This is a genomic window from Bacillus sp. BP-3 (genome assembly GCF_028401955.1).
Taxonomy (GTDB): domain Bacteria; phylum Bacillota; class Bacilli; order Bacillales; family Bacillaceae_G; genus Bacillus_A.
This window is the reverse complement of the sequence record NZ_JAQOTJ010000003.1, coordinates 369,629-392,040: the sequence shown is the minus strand read 5'-3', so window position 1 is coordinate 392,040 and position 22,412 is coordinate 369,629. Positions and strand designations below refer to the sequence as shown.

Annotated in this window: 21 protein-coding genes and 1 riboswitch; of the genes, 12 read left to right on the top strand and 9 right to left on the bottom strand. The window is 33.6% G+C overall.

Features of this window, described 5'->3' with window-relative positions:
• Positions 1-62: 62 nt before the first annotated feature.
• Positions 63-197, bottom strand: a complete 135-nt coding sequence (locus PLX19_RS07400; protein WP_272187857.1) for a hypothetical protein — start codon at positions 195-197, stop codon at positions 63-65.
• A gap of 420 nt (positions 198-617) precedes the next feature.
• On the opposite strand from PLX19_RS07400, the gene PLX19_RS07395 reads away from it, so the two are divergent.
• Together PLX19_RS07395 and PLX19_RS07390 are read left to right on the top strand one after the other, a co-directional pair.
• Entirely contained in the window at positions 618-1,175 is a 558-nt protein-coding gene (locus tag PLX19_RS07395) for an isochorismatase family protein (RefSeq protein WP_272187856.1), read from the top strand.
• A 132-nt stretch (positions 1,176-1,307) separates the two neighbouring features.
• Positions 1,308-1,598, top strand: a complete 291-nt coding sequence (locus tag PLX19_RS07390; protein ID WP_272187855.1) for a hypothetical protein — start codon at positions 1,308-1,310, stop codon at positions 1,596-1,598.
• Positions 1,599-1,668: 70 nt separating this feature from the next.
• On the opposite strand, the gene PLX19_RS07385 is transcribed toward PLX19_RS07390, so the two are convergent.
• The 3 genes from PLX19_RS07385 to PLX19_RS07375 are packed head-to-tail and all read right to left on the bottom strand — an operon-like array spanning position 1,669 to position 6,070.
• Positions 1,669-3,897, bottom strand: a complete 2,229-nt coding sequence (locus tag PLX19_RS07385) for a DUF4129 domain-containing transglutaminase family protein (protein WP_272187854.1) — start codon at positions 3,895-3,897, stop codon at positions 1,669-1,671.
• Positions 3,894-5,108 carry a DUF58 domain-containing protein gene (locus tag PLX19_RS07380; RefSeq protein WP_272187853.1) on the bottom strand — a complete coding sequence of 405 codons (1,215 nt, stop codon included), beginning with the start codon at positions 5,106-5,108 and terminating at the stop codon, positions 3,894-3,896. The genes PLX19_RS07385 and PLX19_RS07380 overlap by 4 nt, the downstream gene beginning before the upstream one ends.
• Complete coding sequence (locus tag PLX19_RS07375; protein WP_272187852.1) at positions 5,108-6,070, bottom strand: AAA family ATPase; 963 nt, start codon at positions 6,068-6,070, stop codon at positions 5,108-5,110. Before PLX19_RS07375 ends, PLX19_RS07380 begins: the two co-directional genes overlap by 1 nt.
• A gap of 724 nt (positions 6,071-6,794) precedes the next feature.
• Here PLX19_RS07375 and PLX19_RS07370 point away from each other — a divergent pair.
• Both PLX19_RS07370 and PLX19_RS07365 read left to right on the top strand, forming a co-directional pair.
• Entirely contained in the window at positions 6,795-7,136 is a 342-nt protein-coding gene (locus tag PLX19_RS07370) for an SdpI family protein (RefSeq protein WP_272187851.1), read from the top strand.
• A gap of 577 nt (positions 7,137-7,713) precedes the next feature.
• The gene (locus tag PLX19_RS07365; protein WP_272187850.1) at positions 7,714-7,896 is read left to right on the top strand and encodes a hypothetical protein; all 183 of its coding nucleotides are present in this window, start codon (positions 7,714-7,716) and stop codon (positions 7,894-7,896) included.
• 434 nt (positions 7,897-8,330) lie between these two features.
• On the opposite strand, the gene PLX19_RS07360 is transcribed toward PLX19_RS07365, so the two are convergent.
• The 3 genes from PLX19_RS07360 to PLX19_RS07350 form a co-directional block, all read right to left on the bottom strand.
• Entirely contained in the window at positions 8,331-9,191 is an 861-nt protein-coding gene (locus tag PLX19_RS07360) for a GNAT family N-acetyltransferase (protein WP_272187849.1), read from the bottom strand.
• A 321-nt stretch (positions 9,192-9,512) separates the two neighbouring features.
• Positions 9,513-10,880: an alanine/glycine:cation symporter family protein gene (locus tag PLX19_RS07355; RefSeq protein ID WP_272187848.1), complete on the bottom strand. Its 1,368-nt coding sequence runs from the start codon at positions 10,878-10,880 to the stop codon at positions 9,513-9,515.
• 107 nt (positions 10,881-10,987) lie between these two features.
• Positions 10,988-11,107: riboswitch (glycine riboswitch) on the bottom strand.
• Between the two features lie 230 nt (positions 11,108-11,337).
• Entirely contained in the window at positions 11,338-11,790 is a 453-nt protein-coding gene (locus tag PLX19_RS07350) for a PH domain-containing protein (RefSeq protein ID WP_272187847.1), read from the bottom strand.
• Between the two features lie 228 nt (positions 11,791-12,018).
• Between PLX19_RS07350 and PLX19_RS07345 the strand changes: the two genes are divergently transcribed.
• The 5 genes from PLX19_RS07345 (at position 12,019) to alr (ending at position 17,697) form a co-directional block, all read left to right on the top strand.
• Positions 12,019-12,897, top strand: coding sequence for an SDR family oxidoreductase (locus PLX19_RS07345; protein ID WP_272187846.1), 879 nt, complete (start codon positions 12,019-12,021; stop codon positions 12,895-12,897).
• Positions 12,898-13,136: 239 nt separating this feature from the next.
• Entirely contained in the window at positions 13,137-13,634 is a 498-nt protein-coding gene (locus PLX19_RS07340) for a DUF421 domain-containing protein (protein WP_272187845.1), read from the top strand.
• A 468-nt stretch (positions 13,635-14,102) separates the two neighbouring features.
• Complete coding sequence (gene pdxR / locus PLX19_RS07335; protein ID WP_272187844.1) at positions 14,103-15,560, top strand: MocR-like pyridoxine biosynthesis transcription factor PdxR; 1,458 nt, start codon at positions 14,103-14,105, stop codon at positions 15,558-15,560.
• A complete protein-coding gene (locus PLX19_RS07330) occupies positions 15,557-16,471 on the top strand; it encodes a D-alanine--D-alanine ligase (RefSeq protein WP_272187843.1) in 915 nt (304 codons plus the stop codon). Before pdxR ends, PLX19_RS07330 begins: the two co-directional genes overlap by 4 nt.
• Before the next feature lie 47 nt (positions 16,472-16,518).
• Positions 16,519-17,697 (top strand): alanine racemase, encoded by a 1,179-nt coding sequence (alr, locus tag PLX19_RS07325; RefSeq protein ID WP_272187842.1) that lies wholly within the window; start codon positions 16,519-16,521, stop codon positions 17,695-17,697.
• Positions 17,698-17,728: 31 nt separating this feature from the next.
• Here alr and PLX19_RS07320 read toward each other — a convergent pair whose 3' ends face one another.
• Both PLX19_RS07320 and PLX19_RS07315 read right to left on the bottom strand, forming a co-directional pair.
• Positions 17,729-18,832 carry a sensor histidine kinase gene (locus PLX19_RS07320; RefSeq protein WP_272187841.1) on the bottom strand — a complete coding sequence of 368 codons (1,104 nt, stop codon included), beginning with the start codon at positions 18,830-18,832 and terminating at the stop codon, positions 17,729-17,731.
• Complete coding sequence (locus tag PLX19_RS07315) at positions 18,823-19,542, bottom strand: response regulator transcription factor (protein ID WP_272187840.1); 720 nt, start codon at positions 19,540-19,542, stop codon at positions 18,823-18,825. The genes PLX19_RS07320 and PLX19_RS07315 overlap by 10 nt, the downstream gene beginning before the upstream one ends.
• 161 nt (positions 19,543-19,703) lie before the next feature.
• Between PLX19_RS07315 and PLX19_RS07310 the strand changes: the two genes are divergently transcribed.
• Genes PLX19_RS07310 through PLX19_RS07300 form a run of 3 tightly spaced genes read left to right on the top strand, consistent with a single transcriptional unit; the run spans position 19,704 to position 22,244 of the window.
• Positions 19,704-20,627: an ABC transporter ATP-binding protein gene (locus PLX19_RS07310; RefSeq protein WP_272187839.1), complete on the top strand. Its 924-nt coding sequence runs from the start codon at positions 19,704-19,706 to the stop codon at positions 20,625-20,627.
• Complete coding sequence (locus PLX19_RS07305) at positions 20,620-21,324, top strand: ABC transporter permease (RefSeq protein ID WP_272187838.1); 705 nt, start codon at positions 20,620-20,622, stop codon at positions 21,322-21,324. Before PLX19_RS07310 ends, PLX19_RS07305 begins: the two co-directional genes overlap by 8 nt.
• A 53-nt stretch (positions 21,325-21,377) precedes the next feature.
• A complete protein-coding gene (locus PLX19_RS07300) occupies positions 21,378-22,244 on the top strand; it encodes a DUF4097 family beta strand repeat-containing protein (protein ID WP_272187837.1) in 867 nt (288 codons plus the stop codon).
• Positions 22,245-22,412 lie beyond the last annotated feature (168 nt).

The window sequence follows — 22,412 nt, the reverse complement described above, 5'->3', positions numbered from 1 at the left end:
TCTTTGTTACATATAATAAGAAGAATGCGTATTAACATAACAACATATAATCCTCGATAAGATTATAGTTTATCGATTAATGTCTCCCATGTAAGTTCAAGAACACCTGTCATATTTTGTGGTTTATTTGAAATATATGTTATAACTGCATTTTTATGTGGCAGCATTACAACATATTGACCATATAAACCATCCATACGATATGAATTAGAGTAAGAGTTCATCTAGATTTGATAGCCGTATCCTTGATGATGGTCTGCCGTAGCAAAATAAGGATTAAAATCGTTGGTCTTTATTTGGACAGATGTTGCTTGTTCAATGTAACTTGAAGGAATCAGTTGCTCTAATACATAGTCGGGAAAAAAGTCAATTTGTTCAATTGACTTTTTTCTTAGCCTTGGTTTATCTTCAGGAAAAATTAATTATTTGATTAAAGGACCGTATAATTGAATAACAAAAGGAAAATAGTTTTTAAATGATGCTAGGTTGAAAAAGAGGATTGTATAGTTCTATCACGAAATAAGTTAAAAGATAGAGGGGGCGATATTATGAATCTTATAATGAAGATAGGTTTGGAGAACAGGTGTAAAAAATTATAATGAATAGGGGTTTTTCTATTGAACCAAGCTTTGCTAATCATTGATGTTCAACAAGAATTAGTTGATGGCAATAATGAAACGAAAAGTGTGTTTAATAAAGAAGCCTTATTAGATAACATTAATTTAGTTATTAATAAGGCATTAGAATCACACGCTTTAATCATCTTTATAAGGGATAAGGATGTTACTGAAGGAAAAGGTCCCGGGTTTCAAATACACACGAAAATAAATGTGCCAACTTCCGCAAAAATATTTGATAAAGCAGCTACAAATGCGTTTTATGGAACACCATTAATGGATTTTTTAAAGGGAAACGAGATCGAACATCTTGTTATGATGGGATGTAAAACAGAACACTGTATTGACACAGCGGTTAGAACTGCAACGGTGAATCATTTTGATGTTACTTTAGTAGGGGATGGTCATTCGACGACGGATTCTTCCATTCTACCTGCTGAGAAGATTATCAGTCATCATAATGAAATACTTCATGGTCATTACAATGTTGACAATTTTTCTGTTGTTCGAACTAGCAAAGAAGATTTGTTCCAACCAATCCATGACAATTATCGGTAAATCTTTAATTATTCACTTAACTTGAAAAGCGCGTTATTGCTATTTTTTAAAATATGGTAAAGTCAAACGTGTATAACCCCGTTCTAAAATTAGAACGAGGTTATACACGTTTAAGACAAAGGAGAGGAGATTATGAAAAAGTCAACTCATTGTATTATTGGAGAACTAAATCAGTTAATCCCTTTTCTTATTTTTTTAGAGACAGTAAATGAAAAGTTATTTTTTAGTCCTATTTGTGAGGGGAAATGGTCAACGGCTGCAATTATCTCTCATTTCATGTATTGGAATCGATATATTTTAGTGGAGTGCCTTGAAGGGATGGTGAATGGAGAGATGCTTACTAAATCTAAAGTGAATGTAGAAGATATGAATAGGTTGGCGGAGGGATTAGAAGTTAGCTATCTCTCCTCTATATTTATTTAAAAAGAATGCCTCAAAGAACAAAGTAGATCATAGTCTTTGAGGCATTTTCTTTTAACTCACTTTATCAAAATTAAATCACTGCATCGAAGTCATTTGATTTAGGCAGAGAGACTGCTTTTTTCATAAGCACTTCCCATAAGTGTACGGATTTGTTCCACTCGACTGCGGCCTGTTCCTTTTGATATATAGCATTTTCATAACTAAGAGTTAGTTGTTGCATATCAGTTGAATTATAAAGCATATCGATACGGAGTGCGTACTCTCGTAATGTTTGACTTTCATTACGGGGAATACCGATTCTTGCAAATTGTTTTAAAAGTGCATTGTATGCTTTTGGATATACGGTATCATTTTTTCTGTATTTATAGAAATGAGTTATAAAACATGTTATCCATTTCATTCTAGTAGTAAAGAGAATGTACCCTGTGATACTTATTAGAATAGTAGAGAGGATAAAGTACCACCAAGAAAAACCTTTTTTAGAATCTGTTATCTTTTTAGTAGAGTTTACTTCTGTATCTTCCATTAAACCTTTCAACTTTGCCTCATTGTTCCGCTGTTGTATTTGTCCGTTGTTAGAATTAGTTTCTTCGCTATTTTGTGTAGTAGATGTAGGAGTATGGTTTATAAAATTATAGGGATTGGTGAATCCTTTCGTTGGTTCGAATGGAATCCATCCGTATCCTGGAAAGTATACTTCAACCCAAGAGTGTGCGTTATTGTTTGCAATTTTATAAACGTTATCACCTTCTAAACTGGTATATGTATTATCAAGAGTTCCTTCTGTATAGCCTTTTACCCAACGAGCGGGAATCCCGGTCGAACGAAGTAATACAATCATCGACGTTGAAAAATTATTACAGTACCCCTTTTGTGTATCGAAAAGAAATTGATCTACATAATCTTGCTCTTTACCAGGCACAGTAACATTGATTGTTTCGTATTTAAATGAATTGGCTGTGAAATAATTTTCGATCGCTAATACTTTATCATATCGGTTTTCTTTATCGTTTGTTAGATTGAAAGCTAATTCTTTTACTCGTTGTGGTAATGATTCAGGAATTTGTGTGTACTTTGTCATGAAATAAGAACTTGTTTCATTACCTTCATTCGGTTTTACAGCTTTCAAATCTTCTATAGAAAACTGCGGGGTTTCATATGTTACTTTATATGAATTTAGAACAGTAGAAGAATTTCCGTACAACGTATCAATTTTTTCAGAAAATGGATCCACGCTGTATGATATATCAGAAGCAGCCTCAACTGATAGTAAACCTGCTGGATAAATAAGGTGAGGATAACCTTTTTGCATCGTAATCGTTGCTGTGGATACTACCGTTTTTGTATTTCGTTCATACCATTTCATGACTTCATTCTTCTTTTGAAAAGAAATTTTTTTTGGTTTTTCCGAAATCTCCCAGCCTTTACCTGTATAAAAATCCTTTGTTTCTACTCTCCAATATTGTTTGTTTTGCATTTGCGCCGTAAAAACAACTGTATTATCTGCTTCAAAAGGCCCACCTAATTGCGAGTCATCTAAGCCGTATCCGATTTTAGAAACTTCTTGTTTTTTACTAACTTCAGATGTGTTGAATTTCAAAAAATTCATCGGATTGGTCCATTGAGGGCCGGGTTTTGGAGCAATGTAGGCAATGGTTGTTGACAATATTATAAATATCGCAAGAGGCCTAAGTAATTTTGTGAGATGTCTATCATAATTTTGTAATTGTTCATTCGCTTTTATCCGTTCAATTTGAAGAAGGCTCAGCATAAAAAAAGCGATGACAAGGGTACGAATTATTGCATATTTTGAATTGTATAAATGTAAGTTATGAAAAGCCGAGATATAAATAATAGTCAAAATTAGAAATAACAAGCCACGTTTTTTATGAATCATCCAAAAAGAGATGAAAGAACTCAAAAACCAAAATGATAGAAAAAATAAGAATGTCGGAAAAACTGGAGAAATATCTAGCAAATTCCCCTGAAAAAACAGGGAAGTATTTTGAAAAATATCAGAAACGAATGCTGTAAGCCATGATGGATTTATAAAAACATTTTTATAATATAAGGAATGAATGATGAATAAAATGCTTACAACCTTAATTGGAATTTGCCACTTCGCTTGAAAAAATGAGAGGGTAAAGCAAATTCCTATAAATATTACAAAAATATCTAATCTACCTACATTTGTAATACCTATAAGCGGTTTTACCCACTCTAGTAAAAGAAGAAAGCCGCATATATGTATAAAGAATTTACTCATATCCCATTGATTTTTCACTTGTAATGTTTTCATTTGCTCACCTCAAAAAACACGTTCGTATAACGGTTTTCATAAACAACTTTTACAATTATTTTTCGTTTTTGTAGAGTTTCTAGAATACTAAGTTCACGATGTGAGAGTTGGTTTTCTTTTTCTTTCACGACGACCACTATTAATCTTCTATTTTTAATCGCTGCGTAATCAACTGCTTTTTGAATATCGAGAGAAAGATCGCTTGTGACAAGTATTATAGTGATTGGCTGATACATTTTCTTTAGTTCCATTTCTACACTTTGAGAGAGCGGGAACATACTGTCTGCTTGTACTTTTGCTAAATGACAAAAGATTTGTTGCAATTGAGTATCTCCATTATCTAAAGGGAAAATGGTTCGTTCTTTGCCAACAGACACGAATGACGCTGGTGAATTTTGCTTCAAGACAGCTCTCACAATGGAGGCGGTAAACGAAACGACTAATTCGAATAGAGGAGATGGTGTTCTATCCATAAATATCATGATATTGTGGCTGCGCTGTTGCTCAAACTCTTTCGTCATAATATTGTTTGTTCGTGCAGTTGCTTTCCAATCAATCCAAGAAAAACGATCACCGGGTATATATTCTCTGACACCGACAGAAACTGTAGAGTCTTTTGCTAAATTTATATTTGCTGAAAGCGCTCCTTGTTCAAAATGGTTTTCTAGTTGGCGATACTTTATATCTACATAATGAGGATAGACTAAAAACGTATCAGGGACCGAAAAAGTTGCCTCTTTTTCCATAATACCGAATAGATCCCCAGTTTTTATATGTACGCTCGAAAAGTTGTGTTCTCCTCTAGGAATTGTATCAATGATATATTGAAATGAAATAGTGCGCTTAAATCCAGGAAAGAGAACTACTTTATTCGTCTTTGTTTGTTTATAACTTGTAAAATGTGGTGGTAGTTCATCTTCTACAACTAAATAAAATAAGGGAAAAGGAAGTTTTCTCTTTATTGTAATCGTGCTTTTAAATGGTTCTCCTGCTATATATTCCTTTTTGTTTGTTATTCGACTTACTTCAACGTCCCGTAAGGCATAGAAGGGAAGGAGTAATGAGTAAAGGCTGAAAGGAATTGTACTGTAAAATAAAAACCAGCTTACAAATCCCCCTTGCAACATGGCATATACAAATGTTAAGACTAGGCTTAAAGGAAGTAGCAATAATTTTACAACGTGATAAATTGTTCGAAGTAGTCGTTTCATCAAAAGTTCATCGCCCTTTGAGTCGGCACAGTGGTTCGTGCAACGATTTTTGCGATGATTTTTTCTTCCGTTATACCTTCAAATTTCGCCTCCATTTTTAAAATAAGTCTGTGAGCTAAAACGTAGGGCGCTAAAAATTTTACATCGTCTGGAATAACATAATTTCTGCCATGGATGAATGCATAAGCCTGTGAAGCCTTCATTAAAGCAATTGAGCCGCGTGGACTTGCACCTAGCTGTATAGAACTATAAGAACGAGTCTGATTAACAAGCTTTACGATGTAATGCTTAATGGATTTGTCTATGCTTACTTTCCGAACCCTTTGTTGTAAGTTCAGTAATTCTTCAATTGTAATAATAGCTTGTATATGAGAGTGTGGATTTGCTTTTTCCATGCGGTTTAAAATTTCAAATTCTTCTTCTGCTGTAGGATAGCCCATTTTTAGTTTCAACAAGAAACGATCAAGCTGAGCTTCAGGTAAAGGGTATGTCCCTTCATATTCGACCGGATTTTGTGTAGCCATTACAAAGAACGGTTTTGGTAACGGTCTTGTGATGCCATCTATTGTAATATTTCCTTCCTCCATACTTTCAAGTAAGGCAGATTGTGTCTTCGGCGATGTACGATTTATTTCATCAGCAAGCACAAAATTCCCCATAATTGGTCCAGGTTTGAACTCAAATTGCAATTCTTTTGGATTATAAATAGAAACACCCGTTACATCTGACGGCAGTAAATCAGGTGTGAATTGGATTCTTTTGTAATTAGCATCAATTGATTTTGAAAGAGTACGGACTAACATTGTTTTTCCGACACCCGGAACATCTTCTAATAAAACATGCCCTTCAGCTAAGAGAGCTGTCAAAGTTAAGATCGTTTCTTTTCGTTTTCCTACCATCAATTTTTCAATATTGTTAATGATCTGTTCTACAATTGGATGTAGTGTATCAAGCTGTGTCATCGTAATCCCCCTAATTTTATAATCGTTTTCTAGTTCATTTACTGTGAAATAGAATTTCAGTTAAAGAAATGATTTTTCTTCGGTTTATTCCAGTAGAATAGTAATCTAAGAGGTAATAAGCATTTGTATTATATATAAATACAAATTGGAAAGCTGACATAAAATCTCCTTTTTTAGGGGAGAAGGAGAGCGACTGATCGCACTTAGGATGGTCAGGGACCTTTTCTGCCACAGGCAATGTTAAAATAAAGTGAGCAAACAATTAGCATGTCACTATTTGTTTTATATAACAGCAACTTAGATGTTGAAAAATCAAAGTAGATATAAATAGGTAAAAATTAAATGCGATATTTTAGCTGAGAAGCTTTAATCATATATTGCAAAAGTTTAAAGGTAAGAAACAAAATGATATACATATAATTTCTATATCTCCAAAGGAAATCCTACTTGAAATTTTATAAATATTCAGATTATATTTTCTGACTATACCTAAAATTAATGTTGCTGTCACTTATTTCTTCTAGTATCTTTATTTAGGAAAACTCTAGAATACCACGCCTCTGGCTTATTTGATTATTGTGGGTTTCCATAAATAATGCCAAATAGTTGTTCCACTATATATTCGCATTAATTAACAAAATAAAGGTTAGTTGTAATAATATGGTACAATACGGTTTGTAAAGGTAATAATTAATTTTGAAAAAATAAATAAAGGGGGATTTAAATGGTATATATGCTTGTAAATATAGGAATTAGTTTTTTGATTGGCATCATATTCATCTTATCGGCACTGCTATTAAAAAAATATCCGCCTACAGATATTAATGCAGCATTTGGCTATCGAACGCGTCGATCTATGAAGAATATTGAGTTATGGAATGCGGGTAATAAATATAGTGCTGAAATTATGAGACAACACGGTTTTTTGATGATTTTTATAGGAAGTATAATTAGCCTAACATTCAGGTACCCACATACAATAATTGCACTTATAGCTCTTATGCTACTATTAATAATGATTATGTTTCTTAAGGTAGAAATGAAATTAAAGGTAATGGAGAAATGATATAATATCAATTACAAATTTTTTTATAAAAATCGTATCATGATTATAATTGAAGAATCCCATTTGGTCGAACTTTTTTTATAAACAGTCAATATATTTTATACGTATCTTAGTTAATTTTGCACATTATATAAGGGGTACCGCTGAAGGATGAATTATTGAAATTACGTGGAGTGGGCTATGATAAATTTTGAGGATCAAAACTATGCTATTTTTCGTTATTATGGAAGTTTATTAGAATATGCCCCTATTAACTTTAGCAAAAATAAGGAGGAATGATTAATTTGAGAACCGGTATAGATAATTGGATGCCAGTAACCGTTTCGAGAATATATGAATCGTTTTCTGAAATTCCAATTCGGTGATGTATTGCTGGAGGTTGGGCATTAGATTTACATTTGGGCAATTATACTTTATTAAAATCAATAGTTATATTGAATACATGTAAATGATGTGGGAACCATTGAAATTTCAATAATTCTCACATCGAAGTTAAGATAATTCTGAATTTTACGTACTAAGGGATGTATAACCAAAAAAAGTCGATTCCCTGTACGTTAAGAAATCGATTTTTCATATGACTTTAGATTTTCCAAGTAACAATGGAGCAGTAAATCCTGCCACAATTCTAGCCAAAGCTTTAAAAAGAGGAAACAATGATGCAATAAATGCTGAATCTGTTTCCTGGTATATAAATGTTGTAATGACCATGATATATATAACATCTGCTAAAGAAATACTCGCAGAAGCAAACCAGTAATAGTAAAAGTTTTTTTTCATTGTCTTTCTCCATTTCTAAAAATCTCACCGTTATTATAATAATTATAAATTTAGGGTGTAAATATTTCTGCAAAAAAGAAAAAACAGCTTTAAGATAAAATAAAACCGTAGTTTACAGCCCAAAAGTCAAAATTTATATATATCCAATATTCATCACATTACTACAGGCAGTAGCATTATAACTGATTTTTCTATACAACCTCTGGGCGGTAAGATTTATTATTTTTAACACAATTTTATTGCATTCAGGAAATATGATTTACAAACACTTTTTTTGTTTCATCGCTTTCATCACAAATCCAATATCTTGTTGAGAGAGATTTATTAAAAATGTCGTTAATAACTTAACCTTTCGAGTATTTGTATATCACTCCTTTTCGCTAAAACACCTCAATATCGCTATCGTTTTTTGAATCATCCGAAAATTTGTGCTGCAATTCCATATAAGTGGTTGTTTCTAATAGGCATTGAATCTGAGTTAATTATCATTATTGGAGGTTGACTGACTTTCTCAAAACCACTATCTTTTAAAAAGGTCATAAATAATTCATCTCGTGTTGGAATATCAATCCTCAACTTCCCTTTATGATTAAAAGCTAATTGATGGGTTAGAAATGCAGCTGCTTTGTAATCAGGGGCAACAATCGGTCCTAAAATTAAATTTACAGGACCTAAAATAGATAGACCATATCCTAAGATACTTCCAAATTCATCTTTTAAGACAAGAGATTGATGTGACTGTCTAATTCTATTTACAAGGAATTCTCTCCTTGAATCACCGAAAGCATTTTTATCTAATTCAATAACTGTATTTAAATCATTCTCCCTTAATTCCTCTGCTTTTAATCTAGTAGAAAAGTATTCATCTGATGCTGTATAGTTATTACAGATGAATTTATGTACATAACCGACTTCATGAAAACCCATTTTTTTGTACAAAGGCTTCCCTTCGGTTGTAGCAATTAGCATTATAGATGTCTTTTCTGCTGCAAGATTAATACACTCTTTAGTAGCTTTTTTCCCAAGACCTTGTCCTCTATATTTAGGGTTTACAATTACCATTCCTATTGATGCTAAATTGGTATCATAAGCAATTATTGCTGCACTTGATACAATTTGACCCATCTCATTTTTATGTCCTAAAATTTTACCAGAAGACATAACTGTTCTAATTTCATTTCTATCATAATCCCATCCAACGAGTTCTGATAAAGATATTAGTCCTTCAATATCATTTTCATCCAAAATACTTAATTTAAAGTTTTTATTATTCATTGGTGGCTCCTTAAATAATTTTAAATTTAATTAATACTATTTTTCGTTTCTTGATTTTAACATGATTTAACTGTTATAAGAAAACACTTTGTTTAGCAAGCTAGTGATCCTTCTAAAAGACAAAAGTACGGACTGAAAAAGTTGTATATTATACAGATTGAATTGTCCCCCGAATCATGGACACTAAAAAAGATGTTTCCGATAGCGTATCGAAAACATCTTCTAAGTGTTTGATTTTTTATGGTCTTTTATTAAACTGTCCATTTTATAGAGTACAGTTCAAAGGTGGATAAGGAGGGGGATTCACAAGAAAAAGTTAAATTAACTTGCAATCTGATTGTTAGAAATGTTTGATTTTTCTTCCTGCAAAAACCGTTGTGTTTCTGTAACAACAATCCCGCTTAATCCGATTAGACCGATTAAATTCGGAATTGCCATTAGCCCATTTGCAATATCAGAAAATGTCCAAACTAGTCCTAGTTTTAAGTTTGCTCCAAATATGATTATACTGATAAAAATAAGACGGTAGTAACGAACCGCATTAGGGCCAAATAAATATTCAACGCATTTCTCTCCGTAATATGACCAGCCTAACATGGTCGAATAGGCAAATAAAATAATCGCAATGCCAAGTATCATACTTCCCGCACTTCCAAATACAGTTTGAAATGCAAAGGTCGTTGCTTCAACGCCTGTTTTACCAGAATTCCAAGCGCCTGTTGTGATCAGTACTAAACCAGTGATTGTACATACGACGAATGTATCAAGAAATGTACCTGTCATAGATACGAGTGCTTGTTTAGCGGGGGAGTCAGTCTTTGCAGCGGCGGCAGCAATCGGTGCACTTCCAAGTCCAGCTTCGTTTGCGAACACACCTCGGGCCATCCCGATTTGAATAGCTGAAGCAACAGTTGCTCCGACAAAGCCTCCAGCAGCTGCAGTGCCATGAAAAGCTCCTGAGAAAATAAGCTGAAAAGCTTCTGGAATTTGACCTATATGATAAAAAATAATAATAAGTCCAGCAATGATATAAAAGAAAGCTTTAATTGGAACAAAAAAACCGGTCACTTTTCCTATTTTTTTAACACCGCCTAAAATAACAATTGCGATAAAAAGAGCCATTCCGATTCCTGATATGACCGGGGATACGGAAAAATTAATTTTCATCGCCTCAGCAACTGAATTAGACTGCACCATATTTCCAATTCCAAATGAAGCTGTTATTCCGAAAATAGCAAATAATATAGCGAGCCATTTCTTTCCTAACCCATGTTCTAAATAATACATCGGGCCTCCAGAGTATTCTCCGTTAGCACCATGCATGCGATATTTAACTGCAAGAATCGCTTCTGAATATTTTGTTGCCATTCCAAACAAGGCTGTAATCCACATCCAAAATACTGCACCAGGTCCCCCGATAGACACTGCGGTAGCAACACCAGCTATATTCCCCATCCCGATAGTAGCAGACATAGCGGTCATTAACGCTTGGAAATGGCTAATATCTCCTTTAGATGAGTTATCCTCTGATTTTCCGAATGCTAGCTTATGGGCATATAATAGTTTGATAAATTGTAGGCCTCGTAGACGTACTGTAAGGAGTATTCCTGTCCCAACAAGTAGTGACAGTGTCGGTAGCCCCCATACATAATGATTGATTACTTCTAATACTTGATTTACTGTTTCCATCTTTACTCTCCTTTAGAAAAAATAAAAAACCATTTCATGTAAACGAAATGGTCTCTGGAGATACAAGGAATAGAAAAATAAACCGATTCGGGAATCGGTATTTTCTGTCGCTTGTCTCTGTCCTTTTACCTGAGAGATTATCCGCTGAAATAGCGGATTTGCTCCTTCGGTGCTCTGTTTCCTCCATGTTGCTTGCAACAGGAGGGAGTCTCTCCAGAGATTCGTCCCCATACAGTTCTACTTGAATACAAGACCTGAGAGTTTCAAAGCTGTCCGACCAGCTTTTTGCCCCATCGGTAGATCATAAGATCTTCTCCTGTATGGTTCATCCGAATGCTATGAAATTAACATGAGTAATTATAGTCATGAATTGTATGGTAAGTCAAGAAAGAAATGAAAAAGGATCTCCCATACAGATATGTATCCTCCTGCGTCATAAGAGTAAATACCTATTGAATTAGTGCTGTTTCGCTTCACTATTTTGTAAATGTGGACACCTAGTAAATAAAGTTTGTATGAACAATTCCTCGTTTTCTGGTGACAATTTAACACTGCCAAGCAAAGTATTTGGATAGTGAATTTCTACACCGTGAAATGCAGCTGCTAGGCGAAAACCGATAAGCATATCATCAGTTGGATGAACTCCTGTAATATTTTTATAGGGAACATTGCACCAAAAAGGACCGCATCTTGCATATAAACTCTTTTCTCGCAATTCATAGTGAATCACAAATATAATCCATAACATAAATAAATCAAATATAAAAATGATACTTGGAATAATGAGCCAATCTACAGAATTCAATGTTTCATCTAACCAAGGTGGAAGTGAGAGGAGTGTATTAGATAAAAGGAGGATTCCAATCATCTTATACCAATATCCTCGGTCTCGCCTTACTTTCCATTTCATTACATTACCTTTTTAATTGTGTGAGATGTTTTCCTATCAGAATTGAGGAATGTTTTATTTTTATACAAATATCACCATATTTCCGCGTGTATAATTAAGAATATATTATTTTCAGAGAAGAATATTGAAAATAAAGTAGTTTATATTGAATTTAGATGGCAGAATGAAAAGGGAAGAGAATCATTTTTGAAATGAAGTGTAATCAAATAACATGTTAAGGAGAAATACATGAAACCATTACAAGGGAAAGTAGCAGTAGTAGCAGGTGGAACACGCGGTGCTGGAAGGGGCATTGCGATGATGCTCGGTGAAGCTGGTGCTACTGTATATGTGACAGGACGAAGTACAAAAGGAAACCTATCATCAATGGGAAGAATTGAGACTATCGAAGAAACAGCTGAACTTGTAACGAAACTAGGTGGAAAAGGAATTGCGGTTCGCGTTGATCATACTGTGAAAGAAGATGTGGCAGCTTTATTTGTAAAAATTGAAAAAGAGCAGAATGGGCAGTTAGATATTTTAGTGAATGATGTGTGGGGAGGCGATCCGCTGACAGAATGGAATGTACCATTTTGGGAACATAATTTAGACAATGGGATTCAAATGCAAACAACCGCTGTACATTCTCATATCATAACAAGTCATTACGGTGTCCCGCTTATGGTGAAAAATAAGAAAGGGCTCGTTATTGAAATTACAGATGGTGTTGATTACGAATATCGAGGAAATATGTTTTATAGCCTTGCTAAAATTTCCACAATTCATTTAGCTCAGGCAATGGCAAGAGACTTAGCTCCCTACAACATCACATCTGTTGCAGTCAGTCCAGGATTTTTACGTTCTGAAGCTATGTTAGATATATTTGGTGTGACAGAAGAAAATTGGCAAGAAGGTGCAAAAAAAGATCCGCACTTTATCGCATCAGAAACACCATTTTTTATTGGAAGAGCAATTGCTGCTTTAGCGAGTGATCCTAATGTTCATAAGAAGACAGGAAAAGCACTTAGTTCGTGGGAGTTAGCAAGAGAATATAAATTTAAAGATATAGATGGAAGACAGCCTGATTGGGGAAAATATTTTGAAGAACATGTAAAACATACTTTATAAAAAAATATAATGATGTAGTTACAAAATCGTCTTTTAATATTCACAGGGTTGCAAAATGGTAATTTAGCTTTGACATATAACCCAAAAACATAGATAAACGGAATAAATAAGAGAATTTTTTGAACTGTTTAAGAGTATGTTTGGAACATACTCTTTTCTATATGAAATAAATTAAGGTTAAGAATAATTTGAAAAAGGTAATACTATGTATAGATTGTTGTAAAAGGATTGGAATATAGATGAACATTGCTTTTGAAAGTATCATTCTAATCAGTACAGGTATTATCGTTTTAAAATTTGCTGGAAGTAAGTCTCTAAGTCAGATGACAAGAGCTGAAATTATTATCGTTGTATCTATTGGACGCATAATTGTAGAGCCTGTACTAAGTAAGAAGTTAGGACCAACTATATTAGTTGCCTGTATATTTTCTGCTGTTTTACTTATCATTCATTATCTAGAATTGAAATCACGAAAGGTAGAACGATTTCTAGATGGTAACACGATCGTTATTATTAGAGATGGACAAATTTTAAAGGATAACTTAAAACGTGCCAAAATAACAGAGCAGCAATTATTTATGCATTTAAGAGGACAGGGAATTCATGACATTCAAACATTACAGCAAGCAACTGCAGAGCCAAACGGTCGTATCGGATATCAATTAAATGCTCAAGCACAGCCTGTTACTCTTGAAGTGTTGGAAAAGGTTCTGCGTCAGTATATTTCTAAAGAATAAGAAAAATGAAAGGACGTCTTAAGACTTATTGTCTTATAGACGTCTTTTTTTCGGTAATACAATATTGAATGATGTCCCGTTTGAAGATTCCTCTAGACAGAGATTGTACCATTATGAGCATGTACAAGTTTATAAACAATTGCTATTCTAAGTCCAGTACCTTAAGAGGAGAATCAGCTGTTTTTCCACGGTAATATTGTGGAAAAAGATTTTCTAACATACCAAAGATCTACTTGGAGATTACGAAACATCTACTAATGTATCATTTATAAAGAAGGTCGATAATTAAAATGTCTAAATTATTATTGGTTAAGAAGCTAAAGTGAATTTTAATCTGCACCATTCTTCATATTAAAGTGGTATGAATGGTTTTAAAACCACCATACCACTAGTTAAAGAAAATACATATGTTGTGGACCTTTCGATATAGATATTGTTATGCAAAAATGATAACAAGGGGGCAAGGAAGTGTTTAATGATTTTAAGATAGTGGATAATCGTCCTGTTTATGTTCAATTAAAGGATTATTTAAAAAAAATGATTATGAAAGGACACTTGCTGGAGAACCAGAAACTTCCATCTACTCGAGAACTTAGTAAATTATTATCGGTCAGCAGAAATACTGTTCTCACTGCTTACGCGGATTTGGAGCAAGAAGGTCTAATTTATGCAATAAAGGGAAAAGGAAATTTTGTAGGTGAGATTGAAACATCAAAAGCGCCATCCATCGAACTAAACTGGAAAGAAAAGGTCAATGAAGTTACCTCGCTAGCTGATGAATTAGATTTAATGAAGCACGGTGTTCGGTGGGAAAAAGGCATGATTTCCTTCAATAGCATTGCTCCAGATGAAAAGCTTTTTGATGTTGAAAATTTTAAGAGAGCTTTTCTGACTCGAATGTCCATTGAAGGTGATATTGTTTTGAACTACGGATATGCCAAAGGTTATAAACCTCTAATTGATTATCTTCTTCACTACATGGAAATGAAAGGAGTAGACATTTCCAATAAAGATATTCTTATCACGAATGGCTTCACCGAGGGTTTGGATATTTTATTGTCTTCTTTAGCTAAAAAGTCTGGACGTATTATTTGTGAAAATCCTACTCATCATGCTGCACTAAAACTTTTTCGATTACATGGATTTGATATACACGGGATCGAAATGAAAGATGATGGCATTGATATTGATCAAGTTGAGAAAAAATTATCCGAAATGGATTTTGATTTTGCATATCTAATTCCGTCTTATCATAATCCAACCGGGATAGTCACATCCTCGGAAAAAAGGACTGAAATTATGAAACTTTTTTCAAAACACCAAATTCCTATCGTAGAGGATGGATTTAATGAGGAATTACGCTATTCAGGTTCCCATTTAGCTCCGTTAATGACTTTCGCCGGACCTGGCAACAATGTTATCTATATCAGTAGCTTTTCAAAAATTCTTTTTCCAGGGTTACGTGTTGGATGGATTTTAGCAGATAAGGAATTAATCCACTGTTTGGAAAGTGTGAAAAGGGCACGGACGATTCATACGTCTACAATGGATCAGGCGGTGCTCTATCAATATTTGCATGATGGTTATTTTGAAAAATATTTAAAAAAAGCTAAGGCAGTTTATAAGAAAAAATATGAGCTAGCCGTTCATGCTTGCAATCAATATATTCCTTTTAAAAGAATGACTGGAGATGGTGGACTACATCTTTTTATAGAATTAGAAAAAAGAATGGTTTCACGTATGCTTTTGAAAAAATGCTATCAAAAGGGAGTTGTTTTTTCTCCAGGGGATGTTTTTTACACAGATGGAGGGGGAAGTAATACGTTTCGATTGGGATTTTCCCGGTTAAAAGAAGCGGATATTGTCCATGGAATTAGGACAATTGGTGATACCTTAAAAAATGAAAATTGGGAGTTGGAAAAATGAGAGTTGGCGTTATTATGGGAGGAGTTTCCTCCGAAAAAGAAGTCTCCATTATGACAGGGAAAGAAATGGTTATACATTTGGATAAGAGTAAGTACGAAGTCGTTCCTATTAAACTTAATGACAAAAAAGAGCTTGTTGAAAAGGTAGGAGATCTTGATATTGCCCTGTTAGCACTACATGGAAAATACGGGGAGGACGGCACGATTCAAGGTACACTTGAAACCATCGGCGTTCCATATACAGGAAGTGATATGTTATCAAGCAGTATTTGTATGGATAAAAATATGTCGAAAAAAATTATTCGTTATGAGGGCATTCAAACACCGGATTGGATTCATATTTCAAATATGGAAGAGCTTCAATTTGATGAAATAGACAAAATTGGATATCCGTTAGTCGTAAAACCAAATTCAGGTGGTTCTAGTGTAGGAGTAAAAATCGTATACGATAAGGATACTTTATTATCTACGCTTGTGGATGTATTAAAATGGGATTCTGAAATCGTAATTGAAAAATATATAAAGGGCGAAGAAATTACCTGTTCCATTTTGGATGGAAAACTATTACCGATTATTTCAATTCAACATGCAGCTGAGTTCTTTGACTATCATGCGAAATACGATGATGCGGCTACGGTTGAAGAGATTGTAGAACTTCCGGTCACAACTCAAAAGCGTGTCGCTGAGGCTGCGATGGCATGCTATAAAGCATTAAAATGCAGTGTTTATGCTAGAGTTGATATGATTATAAAAGATGGAATCCCATATGTCATGGAAGTGAATACATTGCCAGGGATGACAAAAAATAGCTTACTACCCAAAAGCGCTCATGCCGTGGGAATCTCTTATAGCAAGCTATTGGATATGATTATTGAAGTTTCTTTACAGACTAGAAGAAACGAAGGTTTTTAAATTAGAAATAGAATGGAAAGAAACTATTGAGTTAGGAGTTTAGACCGATGAGTTCGAGATATGGAAGAGATACGATTGTTGAAGTGAATTTAGATGCTGTAAAACATAATGTGAGAGAATTTAAAAAGCGTGTGAACGATGAAAATATTACAATGATGGCAGCTGTCAAAGCGAATGGGTATGGCCATGGAGCAGTTCAAGTGGCAAAAGCAGCAATTGAAGCAGGAATTCATCAACTTGCTGTTGCATTTGTAGATGAAGGAATTGAACTGCGCGAGGCAGGAGTGACTGTACCGATTTTAGTTTTAGGCTATACATCAGTTGATGCTGTTAAAGATGCTGTTGAGCATAATATCATGATAACGGTATATAGAATAGAGGATTTAAAGGGTATCAATGAAATTGCCAATCAGCTTGAAAAGAGCGCACGCATTCAAGTGAAAATCGATACAGGAATGAGCCGTATTGGTCTACAAGAAGAGGAAGTCTTGCCGTTTTTAGAAGAACTAAAAAACATGAAATATATAGAAGTAGAAGGTATGTTTACACATTACTCTACAGCTGATGAAGCTGATAAAACATATACAAATATGCAAACGGGTTTATTTGAGAAAGCAGTAAATATAGCGAAAGAGCAAGGAATTCATCTTCCTTATATTCACAGTTCAAACAGTGCCGGATCAATGGAGCTTGGTAATACGTTTCAAAATATGGTTCGTGTTGGAATTGGGATTTATGGTATGTATCCTTCAAAAGAGGTAGATTATACAGCCGTGTCTTTAAAACCTGCATTATCATTAAAGTCGAAAGTAGCTCATATTAAGCAAGCGAAAAAAAATCGTGGTGTAAGTTATGGGAATATGTACGTAACAACGGGTGAGGAATGGATTGTGACTGTACCAATTGGATATGCGGATGGTTACAACCGTCAATTATCAAATAAAGGATATGCATTGATTAATGGAATTCGTGTGCCTGTTCTTGGCCGTGTTTGTATGGATCAATTAATGCTGGATGTTACAAAGGCAATACCTGTACATGTTGGTGATGAAGTGGTTTTTTATGGAAGTCAAGGGAAGGAATCGCTTTATGTAGATGAGATTGCAGATACATTAGGTACGATTAACTATGAGGTTACTTGTATGTTAAGCAGAAGGATACCTCGTATCTATATAAAAGATGATAAGCCAATTGAAATAATAAACGAACTACGAAAAAGTCTATAGTACAGATAAGGACGTCTTAAGACATGTTGTCTCATAGACATCCTTTTTTTGGTAATACAATATTGAATGATGTACCTTCTGAAAGTTCGCTCTCGACAGAGATTGTCCCATTATGAGCAAGTACAAGTTTATAGACAATTGCCATTCCAAGTCCAGTACCTTCAGAGGAAGCATCAGTCGTTGTTCCACGGTAATATTGTTGAAAAAGATTTTCTAGCATATGAGAGGACATGCCAACGCCATTGTCCATAATATGGATTACTACACTTTTGTCATCATCAGAAAGTGTTATGCATATATCGGTATTTTCAGGATTGTGTAAAATCGAATTCATTATAAGGTTTTGTAAGATACGTTGCATAAATTTATGATCAAATTCAACATTAATCATAGGTGTGTCCGTTTTAAAGTGAAGTTTATAGTTCTTCGCTTGTGGATCTTGATTAATGTCGGCAACAACTCTTTTTGTAAATTCGACTAAATCTTGATTTGTTTTATTTAAAGGTAACATACCTTCAGCGTTATTAAGCTGTAAGACGAAGCTTAGATCTTGAATTAATTCTTCCATATGTTTACCTTTATCATCAATTTCTTGGATGAAAGATTGAACTTCTTCCTTTGACCACTCATACTGATCATTTAATAAAAGTGCTGAGTATCCCTTGATATATGTTAGTGGTGTTTTTAAATCATGTGAAATACCAGCAATCCACTCTTGTTTGGCATGTTCTATTTTTTCTCTTTCTATTTCAGAAGCTTGTAATTTTACAGCTAATATTTGAAGCTGTTGAAGTACCTCTTGATATAGTAGATAACGCATACGAAGTTTTCCTTTTCGTGTATAAATCTTTTGCAAATCTATAGGTTGCTTATAATTTTCTTGTGAGAGTTGATGAATCCACGCCATTATGAATCCAATTGGACCACCAAAATACCACCCAAACAAGCCAATACAAATAATTGTGCTAATAACAAAAATCCCAGCTACAAGTAAACCTTCTGTGTTTTCATTTACATTGATACCGAGCGGTGGAAGAATACCTTCAACTATAATGACAATGCCAAAACCGGTTACAAGCATCCAAAGAATAAGTCCTAATGCTATATGGAATGTAAATCGGGTTTTTATTCGCATATAAACGCCCCATTTGGAGGGATGAATTTATAGCCAATTCCTCGTAAATTTACAATGATTTTAGGTTTACGTGTATCATCCCCAAGTTTTTTTCGTAATTTGGATATATGAATAGTGACGGTTTTTTCTTCTCCAAAAACATCGTTTCCCCATACAAATTCGTAGAGCTGAGCAGTCGTGAAAATACGATTCGGATTTTTGCAAAAGAAATGTAGTAATTCCAGTTCTTTTGCTGTGCATTCTACCGGATAATTTTTAACTGTTAATGTCGCAGATTCAGGGTTAAAAGTGAAGTAATCATAATTATATAAAGTAGATTGCTTTTGTGAATTTTCATACATTTTTTGACGACGAAGGATGACTTTTATTCGGGCAATTACTTCTAAAGGATTAAAAGGTTTTGTAATATAATCATCTCCGCCTATTCCTAAACCGGTCAATTTATCGAAGTCAGTCGAGCGCGCACTAATAAAAATAATAGGTGTATTTGTATTTTTTCGAATTTCCGTACATAGCTCAAAGCCGCTTATATCTGGGAGCATGATATCAAGCAAAATAATATCATATACTTTTTCTTTGATACGTTGCAGCGCATCTTTACCTGTTGAGACAGTTTCTATATGAATAAAATTCTCTTTCTTTAGTATTATTTTTAATAATTTCAATATACCAACTTCATCATCTATTACTAATATTTTTGCAGATTCCATTTCGATTATCCCTCATTTCAACCGCATCCTACCAATTTATTTTCAGTAGATGTTTATCCTAATAAAAATATTACAAGCATTTTCCATAGAGTTTACTTTGATTTTACTTTCATTCGTTAAGCTTATTGTAACATATCAATATAAAGCAGGAGGGACTACAAGTGGAATATGCTATCAAAATTAACAAATTAAGCAAGATGTTTAAGGAAACTGAAACGGTTTCTAATGTCAATATGAAAATTAATAGAGGAGAGATTTACGGGTTTTTAGGACCGAATGGCGCTGGAAAAACAACCATTATGAAGATGATCTTAAATTTAGTAAAGCCATCTTCTGGTGAGATCATTGTATTAAATCAGCCTGTTTTACCAACATCTTATCAATATTTAGAGAAAATAGGCAGCATCATTGAATACCCAGTGTTTTATGACCGGTTAACAGCAAAGGGAAATTTAGACTTTCATTGTGAATACATTGGCTATCATGATAAAAGAGCGGTGGGTGAAGCTTTAGAAATTGTAGGACTTAAAGAGGTGGCAAATAAAAAAATTCATGAATTTTCTTTAGGGATGAAGCAACGATTAGGGATTGCGCGAGCGATTGTTACGAAACCGGAAATTTTAATTCTTGATGAACCTATCAATGGACTTGATCCAATCGGAATTAAAGACATTCGGGAGCTTTTATTACTTTTAAAAGAGGAATATGGAAGTACTATTTTAATTTCAAGTCATATTGTATCCGAAATAGAATCTATAGCAGATACTATAGGCATTATTAATCAGGGGAAATTATTAAAAGAGATAAAAATGGAAGAAATCAGAAAAGATAATATTGAATTTCTTGAAATCGAAGTAGACAATTTGAAAAAAACGATACAGATCTTGGAAGATAAATTAGGTATTAAAAAGTATGAAATAATGAACCAAAATACGATTCGAATTTTTGAACAAGCCATTTCTCAATATCAAATCAATAAAGAATTGATATTGGATGAAGTCATAGTAAAGAGAATTGAAAGAAAACAACACAATTTAGAAGATTACTTTTTAAATCTTATTAATGGAGGCGGTCAACATGTTTAAGCTTATGAAACTAGAATGGAAAAAACATTTCTTATCTAGTTATTTTAAAGGACTAGCAATTTGTATTGTAGGAATTTTCGCCGCTGTCGGTCTTATGGCAGTGGGTTCTAAAGGTGAGAGTGAGCAAATGTTTCCAGATTATGCGGCATTCATGGCTTTAACGAATATTCTTATTCGAATAACATTTATAATTTTTTCAAGTGTAATTTTATCGCGTTTAGTAATTGATGAATACAAAAACAAAACAATTCAATTCGTGTTTACCTATCCACTACAACGCAAAAAATTAATTCAAGCTAAGTTATCAATTGTATTTGGATTTTGTTTTTTTAGCATAATTTTTACTACTTTTATTATCAGTATGTTAACTTTCTTCTCAAATCCAATTATAGGGTTTTTTGAAACACCTGTAAGTATGAATGAAATAATTGCTACAGTTCCAACTACTATTATTAATGCATTTATGATGGCTGGAGTAAGCTTGATTCCTTTATATTTTGGTATGAGAAAAAAGTCAACCGCTACAACAATTACCTCAGCTGTATTAATAGGGTTTTTGATTAACTCAACTGTTACAAATGGCGGTAGTTCGACTAGTTTATTCGAATTTATTGGAGTACCAATTGCATTTTGTCTACTCGGTCTAATAATTGGCTACCTTTCTTATTATAAAATTGACGAAATTGATGTTGCTTAAATAAAAGAGAGATGAAATAATATTCAAATTTAGTAAAGGATGGTGAATAAAAAATGAAAAAAATTATACTAACTTGTACTGCGTTACTTGTAACTGGAGGATTGGTTTTTAGCTTTAATGAAGTAAGGGGAAAGAGTTTTGAAAAAGAAAACTCCTTAGAAGCAGATCGTATTGAAGAAATAGTGATAAACAACGAATCTTGGGATATTGAATTCAAAAATACGAAATCAAAAAAAATAACAATCGAAGTTGAAGGAAAACAAAATGACAAGAAAAAAGATCCGGTTACAATTAAAAATGATAGTAAGAAAATAGAAATTAATCAAAAAGACCAAAAGGGGATACTTGAAGGTTTCAGTTTCGGGAAGAAAGGTACAATCTATATTTCTATCCCAAAGAATGAAATAGATACGATTACATTGAATAATAGTTTCGGTGATATAAAAATGAAAGATGTAGCGACTAAAAACATTACAATTTCAAATGACTCTGGTTCTGAAAAAATTGAAGGACTTTCAGCAGATAACGGTAAATTTACATCAAAAGATGGGGAATTAAGCTTAAAAAATAGCTCGTTAAAAGAATTAACTGTAGCTTCCACTGCTGGCGATAATTATATTACAAGTGTCACTAGTCATACGATGAAAATTACTTCATCTGAGGGTGAAGTAGCAATTAAAAATGCAACAGAAGGAAAATCATTGTTTGTAGAAACAAAATCGGGAGATATCGCTGTATCTTATAAAGAAGCCCCGACCTCATTGATACTTACTGCTAATAGTCTTTCATCTGAAATAACCGTTAATCTAGATAAACTTAAGAGAAAAAGGGATACTGGACAATCGAAAGAAGCAATTATTGGTGATGCATCAAATAAGTTGGAGGTTTTAAGTAAGGAAGGAACAATAAAGATAAATTAACATATTTGCTGATTTGAAATAAAGCTTGACGCAAAATATGAATTGAAATTGTATTTGGTAACAAACAATAAGAGCCCATTTTGAACAAAAATTAAAATGGGCTCTTATTGTTTAAATCATCATTAAGTTTTATAAAAAGTTTGATTATCTTTTTTGTTCTTTTTTGTT